The sequence below is a fragment of the Coprococcus eutactus genome (genome assembly GCF_025149915.1).
GTDB lineage: Bacteria > Bacillota > Clostridia > Lachnospirales > Lachnospiraceae > Coprococcus > Coprococcus eutactus.
Map to the genome: position 1 here is coordinate 2,112,628 of NZ_CP102278.1, position 17,301 is coordinate 2,129,928.

Genomic DNA, 17,301 nt, shown 5'->3' on the forward strand with positions numbered 1-17,301 from the left:
CCATTTATCTTATACTATCTATGTATAATCTATCTTTTATATACGATCTTTTCAGCAAGATCATCGGCAATCGTCTTGTCAATCATGACCTCAACTATCTTAAGGCCAAAATCTATGGCTGTTCCCACTCCTCTGCTGGTTATTACATTGCCGTCCACAACCACAGGATCTGTGCTGTGTGTCTTTGCCATGAGCTGTCCCTCGCATCCAGGATAGCATGTAGCTTTCTTATCGGCAAGCACACCAAATGCTCCGAGAGCTGTAGGTCCTGCACATATAGCTGCAACATACGCACCTCTGTCATTCTGTTTCTTCACAAGAGCCTCTACCTTTGGATTCGCCTTAAGGTTTGGAACTCCAGGTATTCCTCCCGGAAGTATGACTATATCACACTCACCACTTATCTCTGACAGCTTCTCATCCATGCTGACACAAATTCCATGTGCCCCTGTGACAGCTTCAGAATCGTCTGCTGCCACCATTGCACACTCTATTCCCGCTCTCCTGAGTATATCCACAACAGTGAGCGCCTCGACCTCCTCATATCCGGTTGCAAATAACATTCTCGCCTTCATGATACTTTCCTCCTTTTGATCTTCCTATAATCTATACGCATCTTCTATAAACCTTTCTATATCGCTCTCATCCATGCTGCTGAGCGCACTGTTCTGATACATGCCCTCACCTGTGACATCCCTCAGAAACCATTTTGGAGCTGTAAATGCCTCAGCTGCCTCCTCTGACGGGAATTCTACCTCAGCATACACCAGTCCCTGAAATATGCCGTGGAACACATCAAGCTCTATGCAAAGCTTCTCGTCCACCGACCAATCCCCGCAGGTACCCTCTGTGTCTGTGACAGGTATTATATATCTGTCCTTCTCTATCACATTGCCCTCAGCCTTTAATCTGAGATTCTGATACTCATTCTCATCTATCTCCATCTCAAATTCCTGTCTAGACAGCAGTCCCTTCGACTTCACCGTGAGTACCCTCTTGTCATCGCTTCTCCGTATCCTTATGACCGGTCTCGTTGAAACATATAGCTGCTCCATGTGCTTTACCTGATATCTGTCCAGTTCAAGCGGAATATCCGCCACAAGAAATTTTCTCTCTATCTCCATGCATTTACACCTCTTTAACTAAGATCTTCAACTAAGATCTTCAATCAATATCTGTTTTCCAGCTTGTACGCATACTCCTGTCAGAATATATCTCCGGGTGGTATGTCACCGCTCACATGTGCCATGATTGCTCTGTTCATAAATACCATTGATATCATCATCGCCGCCATCCACAGGATAAATGAAGATATCATGTAATCTACAGCAGTATTCACCGACAGCAGCAGCATTGCCAGAGTCTGTGCATACACGCATATCGTAAACACTTTTCCATACGTCAACCGTGTATTCAAATGCTTCGCAAATGAGTTGCCAACGATACTAAACAACAGTGCCAAAAGCAACTGTCTTCCAGCACATCCTATCATCACAAACATGAACATAACAAACATATACACATAAAATATCGGTGCACAGGCAGCCAGAGAAGCATTATTAAAACCATTAGGCAGCATAAAATACTTTATAGGAGTCACCATGTACTCATAGCCTTTTCCGCCACTCACAACTCCTACAGTGACATTTTCACTGCCTATGGCGACATATGCTCCATCTGTCGTCATTTCGTTCAAATCTACCTCTGCATTCTCCGTATTGATATACAGATTTCCATTTCCAACCGCAACCTGTATATCCCTCTCTATGCTCATCTTCCCATCTTCATAGGAAAACGCCGGTATCACATTCTCCGCAAGATTTCTGAATCCTCCAACCTTGGCTGTCCAGAATATTGCGTCAATTCCAAATTCAATGAACGCAAGCAGAAACGAAAGTATCACAACGAACCAGACCAGTCTGCCGGCCTTCAGCTTTGTGAGATGTTTGTAATTCTTAGGGCTGCTTACCGCGATCGCCAACTGGTCTATCAGCGTGACCTTCTTGTACTCTTCCTGTTCTTCCATCAATCTCTAATCTCCTAAATCTCTTAAACTATATTATCCCCAGTTTAACCATGGCATTGTATATTCCATCGTTCTCCGCATCGTCCGTCACCATCATGACCTGCTTTTTGAGTTCCTCCGGACCTTTCATCATGATTATACTGTTTGGACAATATAATAACATAGGTGCATCATTGTTGCCATCACCAAATGCATAAGCATTCTCCAGCGGGATGTCAAAATAATCGAGCAGATACTTTATTCCGGTAGCCTTGCTGAATCCCTTCGGCACGATCTCACAGAAATCGCGTCCCCTGTCTATATAGTCAAAGTTTCCCGAAACATACTCGCGAAATTCAGGAACTTTCTTGTTGTCCTCGGGGATCCAGCAGCAGAACTTGTCAAATTCAAAATCATCCGAATCTACATCCTCCCCTACAAATATTCCATTTGAACGGAAATATCTTACCATCTCGGCAAGGAGCTCATTGTCCATCTTCTGTCCGTCAACATACACCTTATCCCGGTGTTCATACATTCCATACATATCGTATCTACGGCATACATATGCTATATCCCGGCACACATCCTTGCTCACATCATTGTGAAACAATTCCTTTCCATCATAATATATGGACGTTCCACATCCACACACGAATCCGTCAAATCCCGCAGACTTTATCTCCTCAGTGATATTGCAGTACACTCTTCCTGTGTTTATAAACACCAGATGTCCATTTACTCTGGCCTGGGCTAGGGCGCGCTTTGCACTATCCGGAAAGTATCTGCGTCCATCTTCGGTTATAAGTGTTCCATCTACATCAAAGAATAATATCTTCCTGTCTGTGTTCTTCATATATTATATCCATCCTGTCATATATTTACAGGCACATGTATTATAACTACACGTGCCTGTATATTCTGTACGCATTAAGTTTTCGCGCGTTGACTTGCGCGTAAGCGCAATAACCTATACACGCATCAGCATGCTGCATTGTACCGCATTTTTAACCGTCCGCATTACAACTGCTTTATAAGGTCAATCATCTCAAGTGCTCCCATAGCGCAGTCGTAGCCCTTGTTGCCTGCCTTTGTTCCTGCACGCTCGATAGCCTGCTCTATGTTCTCTGTTGTCACAACGCCGAACATTACAGGTACGCCTGTCTCAAGTGATACAGATGCAACCCCCTTTGAAACCTCGTTGCACACATAATCATAGTGACTTGTCGCACCGCGGATAACAGCGCCAAGACATATAACCGCATCATACTTTCCGCTTGCCGCCATCTTCTTTGCAACTACAGGTATCTCAAATGCACCCGGTACCCAGGCTACTGTGATATCGTCTGCATTTACGTCGTGACGGAGAAGTGCATCCTCTGCACCGCTGACAAGCTTTGAAACTATGAACTCATTAAATCTAGCTGCTACTATGCCTATCTTTGCTCCATTTGCTACTAATTTTCCTTCTACCTTATTCATCTAATTCATCCTCCTTATTATATGGAGCAGACGCATGAAAAGGCGCTTGCGCGCAGCGTCTGCGTGATATGTCGTCAAGCACCGCTTGATGACCTGCGCGCACATCAGTGCGCTTCCATTCTTCACAAGGAAACCTCCCGCTTACGCGGGCCCCTCCTTGTTCTATGGAGCAGACGCATGAAAAGGCGCTTGCGCGCAGCGTCTGCGTGCTTCACAAGGAAACCTCCCGCTTACGCGGGCCCCTCCTTGTGAAATATTATACATCATTTAACATATGACCCATCTTCTCTTTCTTGGTCTTGAGATAAAATGCGTCGAACTTGGTTGGCTCTATCTCTATCGGAACTCTCTCGACAATCTCAAGATTGTAGCCCGCAAGACCATATACCTTGAGAGGGTTGTTGGTGAGCAGCCTGATCTGTCTGATTCCGAGATCCACGAGTATCTGTGTTCCTATGGTATAATCTCTGGCATCATCAGGGAAACCGAGCTTGAGATTTGCCTCAACGGTGTCAAGTCCCTGATCCTGAAGCGCATATGCCTTTATCTTGTTGATAAGGCCTATTCCTCTGCCCTCCTGTCTCATATACAGAAGCACACCTCTGCCTTCCTTGGCGATAGCCTTCATGGCTGCATCAAGCTGCTGACCGCAATCACACTTCTGTGAACCGAAACAGTCACCTGTGAGACACTCGCTGTGCACACGGCAGAGAACAGGCTCGCCATCCGCAATATCCCCCATTGTGAGTGCCACGTGATGTTCACCGTTCAGCTTGTTGATATATCCGCAGATCGTAAACTCACCATACTTTGTAGGAAGCTTTGCCTTAGCCACACACTCAACAAATACTTCATGCTCTTTTCTGTACTGGACAAGTTTCTCTATGGTCGATATCTTAAGGCCGTGAACCTTTGCAAACTCCACAAGGTCATCCTTTCTCGCCATGGTTCCGTCGTCCTTCATGATCTCGCAGCAAAGTCCGCAAGGCTTGAGTCCTGCAACCTTCATGAGGTCCACTGTCGCCTCTGTGTGTCCATTTCTCTCTATGACTCCGCCTGCAACAGCCTGGAGTGGGAACATGTGTCCCGGTCTTCTGAAGTCATCCGGTTTTGCATTCTCATCCACAAATTTTCTGGCTGTGTAGCCTCTCTCCTCTGCTGAGATTCCTGTGGTTGTGTCCACATGATCCACCGACACCGAAAATGCTGTACAGTGGTTATCTGTATTTGTTATGCACATCTGTGGGAGATTCAGCTTATCCGCATACGAGGCATCCATAGGCATGCATATGAGACCTCTCGCCCACTTTGCCATGAAGTTGACATTCTCTGTTGTAGCAAATTCTGACGCACAGATGACATCGCCCTCATTCTCTCTGTCCTCGTTGTCAAGCATGACAACCGGCTTGCCTGCCGCAAGATCAGCGGCTATCTCCTCTATCGAGTTGAATTCAAAACTCATCACTCTACCTCCTTAAAATATCTGTCTACATAAATCCATTTTCTACCAGGAACTTCATATCAAGTCCTGATCTATTTGAAGCCTTTCCATTTGAAAGCTTTCCATCCACATCGTCACCTTTGTATGGCGCAAGCAATTTCTCAACATACTTTCCAACCACATCATTTTCAAGGTTAACCACCTTTCCAGGCTTGCCGTCGAGCAGTGTCGTCTCCCCCGCCGTGTGCGGAATGATCGACACCTTAAAGCAAGTATCGTCGACGTATGCAACCGTAAGACTTATTCCATCTATCGCTATCGAGCCCTTTTCAATGATGTATCTGAGTATCTTCGGAGAACAGTCTATAGTCACCCACACTGCATTGTCCTCCCTCTTGAGTTCCCTAATCGTTCCGGTTCCATCTATATGCCCCGACACGATATGTCCACCAAATCTTCCTCCGGCCGCCATAGCGCGCTCAAGATTCACTCTGCTGCCACCAGTAAGCTGTCCGAGTCCGCTTCGCCTCAGCGTCTCCGGCATAACGTCCGCAGTAAAGATATTGCCAGATATGCTGGTTGCAGTGAGGCATACACCATTTACCGCTATACTGTCTCCAACCTGACTTCCCTGGAGCACCTTGCCCGCCTGCACCGTGATACTGCAGGAGCTTACACCTTTATCTATCTTTCTTATAGTACCTATTTCTTCAACTATTCCTGTGAACATGTATGACCTCTTTTCTATATCATGTAACGGACCTCAGAATTCTTTTTCTAATCCGGTCCGTAACAGATTCATTCACTTGATCCATTTTCGGGAGTTCCTAAACCTTTTTGTATCTGAGCATCACATCTTCATCAAATCTTCTGACCTCTTCAAGTCTGAACATATGCGCATCAGCAGGCACATCAACACCCGTTCCTGATACAGGACTGTATTTGCCCTCACCGCCAAATATCTTTGGAGCAATGAACACACATGCCTCATCCACAAGTCCTTCTGATACCATGCTGTAGTTGAGCTCTCCGCCGCCCTCAAGCAGTATTCCGTCTATGCCCTTTCCGCCAAGTATATCCATGAGCTGTCCGAGATCCACATTCCCGTCTGTGCTGTCCGTCTCTATGATGCTTACACTTTTTTCTCTCAGCCTGTCACATTTTGCTGTATCCGCTGCACCATCAGGCGTTGTCGCCACTATTGTTTCGATCTCTACGGCAGTCTGTACGATATTGGAATCCTCCGGGATCCTGAGTTTACTGTCACATATTATCCTGATCGGATTTCTGACATTATCAGTATCCCTGTCTATGCCATTCTCTATTCTGCATGTAAGCATCGGATCATCCGCAAGCACTGTTCCTATGCCCGCCATTATGCCCTTATGCCTGTTCCTGAGCTCCATCACATATGCCCTTGAAGCTTCGCCTGTTATCCATTTGCTTGCCCCAATATGTGTAGCTATCCTGCCATCCATCGTCATGGCATACTTCATTGTCACATACGGCTTCTTAGCTATGATATACTTGAAAAATATATCATTTAACGCATCGCACTCATCCTTCAAGCAATGCGTATACACCTCTATTCCGGCATCACGTAGTCTCCTAAATCCCTTTCCTGCTACCATCGCATTTGGATCATCAGAGCCACAATACACTTTTCTGATCTTATGTTCTATGATCGCATCTACACAAGGCGGCTGTTTGCCGAAGTGGCAGCACGGCTCAAGCGTCACATACATGACAGCTCCCTCTGCCTCCGCAGGATCAGCCAAGCTGGCAAATGCAGCGCGCTCTGCATGAAGCTCACCGTATCTCACATGATAGCCTTCGCCTATGATTCTCCCAGCCTTCACGATAACCGCGCCCACAAGCGGATTCGGATTCACCGCGCCGGTTCCCTTTTTCGCAAGTTCAATTGCGCGTCTCATGTATGCCAGATTAAACTCATCATCTATATGATTGTCTATCATTCGCTCACCTTCCCAACAAAAAAACCTCGAAGAATATCTCCGAGGTTTTTTCGCACCATGTCACATAAAAATCACATCACAGATGCTGTTTAACAAAATATATAATACTTCTCTCATCCAGACTATACTGTCGGTTCCGGAATCACACCGGATCATGCCTTACGGCTCACGGACTTATGGGCTACCCCAAACACCGTCGGTGGAGAATTGCACTCACCCCCGAAGATCATCATCGTATTAAGTTGTCATAAATTCCAGCAGTTTTAAAACAATTACCTGAAAGTCCGTTTTAAAACGTCTATATTGTAGTCCATCTATATCAGGAATGCAACTATTTTTTAAAGCTGTGAATTAAATAAACTCTTTATCTTGTAAATAATATCATCGCTGTCGGCGTTGATTGACGCAGCCTCATTTATACCTGACAGCCTTGCAAGCTCACCTGTATCCGCGTCATCTCCATAACCTATGGTGTAAACCGGTATTCCAGATGTCCTGAGTGCTGAGGTTATCTCGTCCATTGAATATCCGTTGTTTGCATATCCATCACTAAGAAGAAACAGCATGCACTTGGCATCCGGATGCTGAGCCTTTGCCTCTGTTATCATCTTCACGGCAACCACCACCGCATCATATGAGGCAGTTCCGCCAGAAGCAATCAGATTGTTCACTGCGCCCTGGAAATACGATCTCTGGTTGAGATCGAACTGTGCTATTGGAACCTCGATCGTAACTGAATTTGAATAGCTAACCAAACCGACATAATTATTATCATTGATATACTGCGCTCCATTTGTCAGACTGTTCTTGAGCTGGTTCATAGGATCTCCGTCCATGGAACCACTGCAGTCAGCCACAAACACAGCAATTATATCCTTTCCATTATCCTTTGTCTTCTTGTAAGTCTTAAGACCCTGTGTGACCTGCGCACCCGAAAACTCCTCTGCTGATGTGTAATCGTCATTGGCATTAAATCCCTTCTGGGCTGCTATCTTCTGCATCTCATCGCTCTTGCAATAATCTACCACAAGCTTAACACCCTCAAGCTCTGCAGCAGTCTTTCCCGACTTATTGCATATATACACCGGATTGTCATGTCGCACTCCAAATGCGATAAAGTCATACATCGATGTGAGATTGTTATCATTGATATATGCCTGGTATTCTGACAGCATGGCGTCGAGAGTTCCGTTTGATGCACTGTCTCTCATCTGCTGTGTCGTATATGCAACGTATGGTATATTTGCATTGAACTTAGTAAAATTGTCATCTCCGCCCCGAAGCAGTGTGAGGAGCAGGTTGAGTCCTGTAGCACTGGTCTGAGGGTTTGTGTATCCCATAGTTATCTTGTTGTCCTGTACAGCCTTTATAACTTCGTCGGCTGTGGTGTAGCCACTGTCCTTCTTAACAAGGATCCCGGCAGTATTTCCTACCAGCCTGTCAGCATAGAGTTCAAGGCTACCGTTGTTTGATATTGCATACTCGCCGAACAGCGTATTGCTCGGTGTATAGAGATCCGGCAGATATTTGCCTGATATGATATAGTCTGCAGCCGTTCCGGACGGCACCGAACGTACGCTCATGGACACCGTCTTTCCATCTGATGTCTTCACATCTGATGAGTTGAACGATGAAGCCACATCTATAAGCCACGAATCATTGTCCTTTCCGGCCTTCTCTCCCGATGTGAATATCTCTATATCGACATCTCCACTTCCCTCAACTGACAATGGATACTTGTCAATCTCTGGAAGCTCATCATAGAGATCCGGCGTATCCAGGGTAACTGTGCCCTTTACAGGAGTTGCCTGCTCCACATCCAGCTCATTATACATCTCATCAAGTGTCATGTCCTGTTTTGTACCGGATATACCGCCACCTCCAGACGATATGTTACCCGCACGTTTTACAACAACACCGATGATCACCGCCACCATGACTATGATCATCAGCACTCCAACTGTCACTATCCCTTTTGTCCTCTTATCCATTTCTTCCTCCTTTTTATGTGTGTCAACTCATGCCCTGACTGCCTGTATTCTGTCTCATATTGTTCATGCACTCTATTACATCGTCAACATACTTCATATCCAGCGTACTGAGATTGGTGTCTATATCCACCATCTTTTCAACTAGAATATTAAACTTTCTCACCAACTCATCCCCCTGTCTGCACAGGTTATCCAGATACACAGGCTGAGGTCTTGTATAATAATCATACGTCTGTATAAATCCTATCGCACTGTCCATATTACTCTGCGCCTGCTCCTTTATATCCTCATACAGATTGCGGACTCCGCTACCCTCCTCAACATTCTTATGGAAGTATTCTTCTCTAGACATTATACTCTCATACTGTCTGTTGAGCCTCTCTATCTGGGCATCAAACATGTGCCCCCTGGCACTGTCCTTAAGCTTCTCCGTTGACCGTCTTCCCTTGAGTATATGTATATTTGCCGCAATGGTAAACACCAGCCATATCAGACTGAGTCCGATACCTATCGCTATGCCTCCTATGCTGTCTGCCAAAACGAACATCACGATGACCAGGCCAAACATGATCAGGCTTACTATATTGACCATAACCAATCCCATTTTCGTTATTCCTCCTTTTTAGCGCCACACTACACCGCATCCGCCGGTGTGTCATCCGCCATTAACTTTCCCATAGTCTGAAGCTTATTCCGTGCAGCTTCCGTCACTGTAAGTCCAGCAAAATCCGCGAACTCCCTCTTCGCATTTCTTATGAGCATGACTGCAAATTCCCTGTTCACAGCCTCTGCACTTGACAGGAGCTCATGATAATCCACCGGATCGTCGTCGCAGATCTGCCGCGCGGCATCAGGCGGAACCACCACAAAAGTCATCGATGCGTGCGTCCTGTCTGCGATATACACCTCGGCCTTGTCTGCAAATTTGGAGAACTCTTCAGCCTGCGTATCAAAACCCGCATCCGAAAGTCCGCGGTATATATCCTCCCTATCGTCCACAAGGCTTCCAAGATACAGATATCCACGCAAGAGCAAAAGTCCCATGAGACTGTCTGGTATATTGAAATCCAATATGCATCCATGCCCCTCCTCACTGTCAGTCAGAACATGGTACACACACTCTGCCACATCCTCATCGCTCAGGCCACTGTACTTATATGCCTGCTCCACGCCATCCTGCGATATGAGCACGGTCTCTATATTTCCCCTCTGAGTTCTTTTCTTTCTGATGCTCTCCACTGGCTTTGCCGATATCTTGAACTCTCTCAGAGCCTTTATGGTCTCATCTATATTCTTCTTTCCCGCAAATATGGCTTCAAATCTGTCACCGCCCGGTTCAGCCGCAGGAACATTCCTATACACCCTTTTCACAGAAATGTTGTTTCTCTTCATCACAGCAGTTATATAATCTATATCTGTGTTCTGCCCCGAAAGATATCTGAGTATCTCAGTCTGAAGCTTCCCCTTGTAATCCAGCTCATTCTCTGTGTTCGTAATGTCATTTCCAGAGTACCATCTCTTCTCCAGATATATGTAGTTATCCGGATCCCTAAGCCTTCCCAGAGCGCTGTCCTTAAGCCTATCAACCTCATCGGTATCGCACTCAAGTTCTGCCGCTATATCTGATATACTTCGCCTCTCACGGCCGTAACCGTACAGTTCGCTTATAACCGTACGCTCTCTGTAGTTGAGCTTTTGGATAAGCTCATCAAACATACGCCTGCACATGCCATCCTGAGAATACGACAGAGTGTCAGCCTGTACCCCAAACACAGAGCAGTATAAAGCCTCATACGGGCTGATAACGTCCAGCAAATATTTATTTTTCTCTTTTCTTATTACATATGCCCCGTGTATTGTAATCCCCCTCCAATCCATGTCTACGACACAGTTATCCATTGTCATATGTTTTCGATATGATCATAATAATATTTTCTTATACCAGAAACTTATTATTTCTATTATACATGTTTTGCAGGAAATTAAAAACATGAAAGTGCGCGGATAAGGCATTTTATAATTTTATTAAGTGCTTATACACGCGCCACTCCACTTATGGTATAATGTTTCACGATTGATTCCAACGCTTAAACTGGAGGATTGTATATGATAAGATTTCTGCCGGATGAATATTACTCATCCACCTACAAAATAGATTTCAAAAAATACTACGATATGGGCTACAGGGGTATTCTGTTTGACATTGACAACACACTCGTGCGGCACAATGAACCGGCAACCTCACGAGCCATACAGCTCATGGAACAGCTGAAAGCCATCGGTTTCAAGGTCTGCCTAGTCTCAAACAACAAGGAACCAAGAGTTGCCACATTTAACAAAAAGATGAAGGTAAATTACATATACAAGGCAGGAAAGCCTTCCAAGAAGGGTTACATACGCGCTATGGACGAGATTGGCTGCACCGTAGAAAACACCCTAGCTGTAGGCGACCAGATATATACAGATATAATCGGAAGCGCTAGTCTTGGCATACACACAATACTTGTAAAACCTATAGACACCAGCCATGAAGAGATTCAGATAACTCTGAAAAGGATCATTGAAAAACCGTTTATAGCCTACTTCAAAAAGAAACACGGCATTGTAAGATAAAAGACAAAATAAAAATGGGCTGTGACTAAACGATCAACCGGTCATTTAAGTGTCAGCCCATTTTTATATTATCACCCGACTGCTCTCAGAATCAGTCGTTATACACCTTCTTGAACTCAGTGTATCCCTCTGCCTCAAGCATGTTTATCTGTTGCTTCATGTTCTTTCTCATCATCTGTATTGTGACTGTCCTGCCAGCCTGGCGAAGCTCCTTCGCCTCCTTGAATATCTCAAGCTTCTTGTCAAGAGTTACATCCTTGTGGATGAGGATTGCAACATTGTCAGCATCTATCTTATATCCGTTGTCCAGCTTGTCCTTAAGAATAGTGATGATTCGCTCAAATCCAATTGAGAATCCCGTTGCGGGAACATCCTGTCCACAGAAATTTCCCACCATCTTGTCATATCTTCCGCCACCTGCGATGGAGAAATTGTAATCATCAATAGTAACCTCAAATATAGGACCTGTGTAATATCCCATTCCTCTTACAAGAGTAGGATCAAATACGATCTTAACGCCATCTGCAACCATTGTTCTGGCACTTGAGATGATCTCATCCATGTTTGAAACCACCTTTGGATCAAGACAGTTCTCATTGATGTCCTTACAGAAAGCTGCACAGCTGACATCTCCAAGATTCTGATATATCTCGAGATACTTGTCTACCATGGCAGCATCGTATCCATTTTCTGTAAGCTCTGCTCTTATTCCGTCGAGGCCAATCTTGTCATACTTATCAAGACTTATAAGTATCGATGCTATGTCGTCTTCAGCAAAGCCTGCGTTTTTTGCTGCTCCGCGGAGTATCTGCCTGTCGTTGATGTGGATCGTGAAATCTGTTATACCAACCTCTGAGAATATCCCTGAGAGCATATCTGATGTGGCTGCCACAAGCTCTATCTCTGCAAGGTTTGTGTTGTCTCCAAGAATATCTATGTCACACTGTGTAAACATTCTGAATCTGCCCTTCTGAGGCTGATCCGCACGAAATACCGGTCCGATCTGGAGTGCCTTAAAAGGACTTGGAAGCTGTTCCTTGTTGTTTGCATAGTATCTCGAAAGAGGGAGTGTCAGATCATATCTGAGTCCGCTGTCCGCCAGTTCTCCTTTACCTGCATCTATAGCTCTGGCAAGATCCGCTCCTCTCTTCATAACCTTGAAGATAAGCTTCTCGTTGTCGCCGCCCTGCTTGCTCGTCAGGTTCTCTATATGTTCCATAACAGGAGTCTCTATCTGTGTAAATCCAAATCTGGAATAACTTGTCTTTATCATTGAAAGCACATGCTCTCTCAGCCTCATATCAGCCGGAAGCTGATCACACATACCTTTTACTGGTGTCTTAATGAATTTTGCCATTTCTAATCCTCCTGATCTTATCTTTTTTCAAATCCAATCTATTCTAGCATATAGTGTTGACTTTTTCCAGTACTAACAGACATTCACTGAACAAACCCGTGGTATTATATATTTTTTTCGCTGCCTGCAAAACAAAAACCACCAGAACGGCTGATCTGATCAGACAATGCCATTCCGGTGGTTTTATTGTATGCTATATATTATTATCTGAGAAGATCATAGTTGAGCTTCTTGATAACTGTGAACGCCTTGTTTCTGAGTTCCTCACCTGAGAACTCGTCAAGCTGTACATTCATATCCCAATTATACTTCATAAGAGTATTCAGAAGATCCTCAATGTAATCTTTGACATACTTCACATTGCTCTCGCTCTTGTCCTTAAGCTGAACAACTATGTTCTCTATAGCCTCGATGATTCCTGACTCCTGCTTATCTGGTGCCTGTCCTGACTCATCATTGAGCTCTATAACCTTACCTGTCTTTGTGATTATGACCTTCTTGTTAGGTGCAGCTGCTGCCTTGCTCTTCTTATTTATCATGTGGTTTATACACTTGATAAGACATGCAACGGAATATGTCATCTCCTCTGCGGTTGGCTTGTCAAGCCCCTTGAGTGTATGCTGATGATACAGGAACTCTGATTTACAAAGCATCTCCTCAACCACAGCTGCTTTGCACAATGATACAAGATCCGCTGGCATAGCCTGCTGCTTCTTGCCGAACAATCCGCCGCCACCCTGCTCATTCTCCTCCTTGTACTTCTCTGGAAGAGTTGTTCTAACATATGTATCGTGAAGGTACTTCTTTGCTGTGTTGATATCATAGCTTGATGCAAGTACCATCTTCTTTGTGCTGTTGAGTCCGTTGACAACCATATCCTCTGCTGCCATGAAGAGCAGTATCTTCTGTCTGTTGTCAAGCATTGAGTAAACTTCTTTGTTCTTGTTGTTCTTCTCTACAATTGACTTCTTTCTTACATCGAATACCTTGATCTTCTCTTTTACGCTAAAGAATGCCTTGAGCATTGCAGGGTTGGCATTCAGGAAGTTGCAACACCATGTAAGCTCTATGTACTGATCCTCTATCTTGTTGGATACCTCATAAAGGCTGTATCCCTCGAACAGAACATTGAGTGCCTTTGAGAGAATCTCCAGGCTCTCATACTTCTCCTCATATGACTTCTGTGTTATATCAGAGTTGACATATGCCTTTATTCCACACTCAATGAAGAGCTTGTTGTACTCGTATGCTCCCTCTGGTATGTTCTGGCGTCCACTGAGCTGCGCTCCTGAACCAAGTGTCTGAAGTACCTTCTTGACCTCTGGCTCATTCTCGATAGCCTGATATACCTTCTTTGTAAATGCGCAGGTCTCATTGAGTAATGAATCTATTCTCTTATTGTATACTTCCTGCTTGGATATCTCTGAAGCCACCTTGCTGCTAAGTATCTTGGCAGCCTCTGTGCTTGTAACATTCTTAATGAGCTCCTTGAAATTAGAGTATACCGACAGGTTATCTATAGGTATGTACTCTGCATTCAATCCATAGAACTGGAATGCCTTCTCATACTGCTTGTTTGCAATATATATTGAGAACAGATTGATAGACAGCTGTATCTTATAATCGTTAGGTGCATGTGCATCCTCTATAACATAATCATAAAGGACTTCAAGGTTGTTGATATATGAATCTGAACCGATATCGTCAGCGGATATATCCATCTCCATAACTACATTGATGAGATCAAGGTAGCCAAGAAGTGCCTTGTCGAAGTTCTTTGGTCTGTCATCATCCTCAAGTATCTGATATGAAATGTTGATGAGAAGTGGTGCGATCTTGTCTCCTATGAGCTTCATACACTCCGGGATCTTCTCTAGCTGCAACAAATAGAGCAGCCACACACTGTATCTGTACACACCAGTAGCTGATACAGGTGTATCGATATCAGTTGGGTCTATATCGCCATATACAAATCTGAACAGTGGCTCTATCCACTCCTCAATCGCATAGTGACCAGTCGCCTTTATATTGAAGTCCACGAACTCAGCAAGCTCATACAGCTTTGTACACTGGGCACGTACCTCATCGTCAACTGTCATAGTTGACAGATCAAAATTGGAATCCTTTAAGCTGTCTATAACCAGTGTATAAAATCCGTCTTCTACCTGATCATTCAGATAACGAATAAGAGTTCCCTTATTGCTGGATGCAGCAATAGATAATGCATTATCCCCCGCCTGTCCTATATTTGCTGGTAACATAATATGTCAACCTCCTTTGTTTGTTGCGTTTGTTGTTGTGTAAGTTGTTTAACGCATCTTTTCACGTCTGTTATTATTTTTTTTTATATCTAACGAAATATTCCTATGGCATTCCCCATAAAATCACTACTCCAAATATATCATATTTGGTAAAATCATTCAACAAAGTTTTTGGTTATTACTGATAATTGTCATTGTGCATAATTACTCAAAAATATAGTCACTAATATTTTTCGCATTTTTGTGCATTTTTACCGTGCTTTTCGTCAGGCAAGTCCAGCCATATGAAGTATCGCCATGGCATTTGTCGTGGTACACCTTCCATCCTTCTTCTTGTAGTCGAACTTTAACTGGTCACCCTCGTAATACTCCTCAAAGTGATAGTTCACCGCAGGTGTTCCATCCTCCGCCTTGAGATCGCACAGTTCAAAATCATGGGTGGACACCAGTGTCATTGAATTTGCCGCAGCAAGCTTCCTGATGACCTGTGTTGCTCCAACTATCCTGTCCGCCGAGTTAGTACCCTTGAATATCTCATCTATCAGGCACAGCATCGGCTTATTCTCTTTGCGGTACTCCACCATAGTCTTTATTCTAAGAATCTCCGCATAAAATGTAGAGATACCATTGCTTACATCATCCGTCACTCTCATCGAAGTAAATATCTTCATGACATCAGTCTCCATGTATTCAGCGCACACCGGCGCCCCTGCATATGCGAGCACAAGGTTGATTCCCAGTGTTCTGAGGAATGTAGTCTTTCCAGACATATTGCTTCCCGTTATTATCGCCGCGCCACCCTTAAAGCTTGCATCATTTTCAACAACCACCTCAGGCGCTATGAGTGGGTGTCTCATCCCCTTCGCCTCAACATGCACATTTGCACTGTCTCCAACCTGTGGATACACCACATCCCTTGTTCTGGTGAGGACTGTAAATGACATAAGTTCCTCCATGTCAGAAACAGCCTTTATCCATCCTGCGACATCCTGGCCATTGTCCTTCTTCCATCTGTCCATCATACTGCCGATATGGAAGTCCCACATCGTAAGTCCGCAGAGGAGCTGATGAACTATAGGATTGTATCTGATATTGAACGCTGCACTTATGGATCTGAGTTTCTTTATCGCTGCCAGCGCTCCTGAATCCTGAGAAAGATTTTCTCTGATATCGCAGAGAAGCTCACTTTCAAACTGCTCTCTGGATATAAGTTCAAACATGTTGATATAGTCATCAAGGACATATCCAAATGATATCATCGGCATTACCGCCTGTCCCGCAACGCCTGAAAACAGCCACGAAAACAGCAGTACGGCAAAGAATGACACAAGCGTCCATCCGATATTTATCCTGTTCATGATGCCGAGCACAAAAAGTACCACAGTTATAAGTGGGAACACAAATCTAAGCATATTGAATATCCCCGGTATATGGTCATCACTGCTGCAGTATGCGACAAACTCGTCTGCTGTATATTTCTTCTTTTTTCCCATTCCGGCCTTCACACCAAGAGTCTCAAAGGCAAGTGAAAAATCATCCTTTTCGCCAAGCTCCTTTATCGCCTCCTGACGTTTTCCTATCATCGCAATATCATATCCAGGATCTTTGATACTCTTTGCAAGGCTGCGTCGTCCTTCCTCTGTTCCGGCCGTACATATGAACTGAAACAGTGAGTTTTGTCCGAGAAGATCCATATCCTTAGCAGAAAGATCATCCTTACCCAAATATTCGCTTCCGTTCTCACAAAACTTCTTCCAGTCATCACCGAACCTGGCAACATACCTTCTCAGCACCTCAGCCTCAGCCTTCTTATATTCAAGCTTTTCACTGAGTTTACCATGTACAAACACCATGGCTATGAACGCCACTGCAAGCACTATACCTATGGCAATAAACACGCTCCTGCTGTCGTATATTCCTATGATAAGTCCTGCCACAGCTACAATGAAGCTCACAAATCTCACGCCTGAATATGTCGTGGATCTTCCTTCAAGTTCTTTTATTTCTTTTTTCAGATCATCCAACTGTTCTCTGTATTTCTCCATACGATCAAACACCCTTTCGTTTTTAGTTTTAAGCACTATGTTTGAATATAGCATATACTATATATAATGCGCAAATATTAAATGTCTATGAACTTCCTGAAAAACATCTATAAACTCTGAAATTTTATAC

The 17,301-nt window shown here is 44.3% G+C and carries 15 protein-coding genes and 1 riboswitch; of the genes, 1 reads left to right on the forward strand and 14 read right to left on the reverse strand.

The window, feature by feature from the left end; all coding sequences use genetic code 11:
- Window positions 1-29: 29 nt before the first annotated feature.
- The 11 genes from NQ536_RS09175 to NQ536_RS09225 form a co-directional block, all read right to left on the reverse strand.
- Window positions 30-575: a DJ-1 family glyoxalase III gene (locus NQ536_RS09175; RefSeq protein ID WP_004849193.1), complete on the reverse strand. Its 546-nt coding sequence runs from the start codon at window positions 573-575 to the stop codon at window positions 30-32.
- 24 nt (window positions 576-599) lie between these two features.
- The gene (locus NQ536_RS09180) at window positions 600-1,124 is read right to left on the reverse strand and encodes a CYTH domain-containing protein (RefSeq protein WP_004849194.1); all 525 of its coding nucleotides are present in this window, start codon (window positions 1,122-1,124) and stop codon (window positions 600-602) included.
- A gap of 80 nt (window positions 1,125-1,204) precedes the next feature.
- The gene (locus NQ536_RS09185) at window positions 1,205-2,026 is read right to left on the reverse strand and encodes a DUF1189 domain-containing protein (protein ID WP_004849195.1); all 822 of its coding nucleotides are present in this window, start codon (window positions 2,024-2,026) and stop codon (window positions 1,205-1,207) included.
- A gap of 28 nt (window positions 2,027-2,054) precedes the next feature.
- Window positions 2,055-2,861, reverse strand: coding sequence for a Cof-type HAD-IIB family hydrolase (locus tag NQ536_RS09190; RefSeq protein ID WP_004849196.1), 807 nt, complete (start codon window positions 2,859-2,861; stop codon window positions 2,055-2,057).
- 164 nt (window positions 2,862-3,025) lie between these two features.
- A complete protein-coding gene (gene ribH, locus NQ536_RS09195; RefSeq protein ID WP_004849197.1) occupies window positions 3,026-3,487 on the reverse strand; it encodes a 6,7-dimethyl-8-ribityllumazine synthase in 462 nt (153 codons plus the stop codon).
- 256 nt (window positions 3,488-3,743) lie between these two features.
- Window positions 3,744-4,949 (reverse strand): bifunctional 3,4-dihydroxy-2-butanone-4-phosphate synthase/GTP cyclohydrolase II, encoded by a 1,206-nt coding sequence (locus NQ536_RS09200; RefSeq protein ID WP_004849199.1) that lies wholly within the window; start codon window positions 4,947-4,949, stop codon window positions 3,744-3,746.
- Between the two features lie 25 nt (window positions 4,950-4,974).
- Window positions 4,975-5,658, reverse strand: coding sequence for a riboflavin synthase (locus tag NQ536_RS09205; RefSeq protein WP_004849200.1), 684 nt, complete (start codon window positions 5,656-5,658; stop codon window positions 4,975-4,977).
- A 97-nt stretch (window positions 5,659-5,755) separates the two neighbouring features.
- The gene (gene ribD / locus NQ536_RS09210; RefSeq protein ID WP_004849201.1) at window positions 5,756-6,904 is read right to left on the reverse strand and encodes a bifunctional diaminohydroxyphosphoribosylaminopyrimidine deaminase/5-amino-6-(5-phosphoribosylamino)uracil reductase RibD; all 1,149 of its coding nucleotides are present in this window, start codon (window positions 6,902-6,904) and stop codon (window positions 5,756-5,758) included.
- Between the two features lie 100 nt (window positions 6,905-7,004).
- Window positions 7,005-7,135: riboswitch (FMN riboswitch) on the reverse strand.
- Between the two features lie 107 nt (window positions 7,136-7,242).
- Window positions 7,243-8,895, reverse strand: coding sequence for a vWA domain-containing protein (locus NQ536_RS09215; protein WP_004849202.1), 1,653 nt, complete (start codon window positions 8,893-8,895; stop codon window positions 7,243-7,245).
- Window positions 8,896-8,917: 22 nt separating this feature from the next.
- Window positions 8,918-9,499, reverse strand: a complete 582-nt coding sequence (locus NQ536_RS09220) for a hypothetical protein (RefSeq protein ID WP_004849203.1) — start codon at window positions 9,497-9,499, stop codon at window positions 8,918-8,920.
- Window positions 9,500-9,528: 29 nt separating this feature from the next.
- A complete protein-coding gene (locus NQ536_RS09225; protein WP_227909639.1) occupies window positions 9,529-10,668 on the reverse strand; it encodes a hypothetical protein in 1,140 nt (379 codons plus the stop codon).
- Between the two features lie 333 nt (window positions 10,669-11,001).
- On the opposite strand from NQ536_RS09225, the gene NQ536_RS09230 reads away from it, so the two are divergent.
- Window positions 11,002-11,508, forward strand: coding sequence for a YqeG family HAD IIIA-type phosphatase (locus NQ536_RS09230; RefSeq protein ID WP_004849205.1), 507 nt, complete (start codon window positions 11,002-11,004; stop codon window positions 11,506-11,508).
- A 91-nt stretch (window positions 11,509-11,599) separates the two neighbouring features.
- Here NQ536_RS09230 and hisS read toward each other — a convergent pair whose 3' ends face one another.
- The 3 genes from hisS to NQ536_RS09245 all read right to left on the reverse strand — a co-directional run bounded on the left by hisS (window position 11,600) and on the right by NQ536_RS09245 (window position 17,171).
- A complete protein-coding gene (gene hisS, locus NQ536_RS09235; RefSeq protein WP_004849207.1) occupies window positions 11,600-12,865 on the reverse strand; it encodes a histidine--tRNA ligase in 1,266 nt (421 codons plus the stop codon).
- A gap of 203 nt (window positions 12,866-13,068) precedes the next feature.
- On the reverse strand, window positions 13,069-15,126 hold the full coding sequence (locus NQ536_RS09240) for a hypothetical protein (RefSeq protein ID WP_004849209.1): 2,058 nt from the start codon (window positions 15,124-15,126) through the stop codon (window positions 13,069-13,071).
- 266 nt (window positions 15,127-15,392) lie between these two features.
- The gene (locus NQ536_RS09245) at window positions 15,393-17,171 is read right to left on the reverse strand and encodes a MutS family DNA mismatch repair protein (protein ID WP_022058769.1); all 1,779 of its coding nucleotides are present in this window, start codon (window positions 17,169-17,171) and stop codon (window positions 15,393-15,395) included.
- Window positions 17,172-17,301 lie beyond the last annotated feature (130 nt).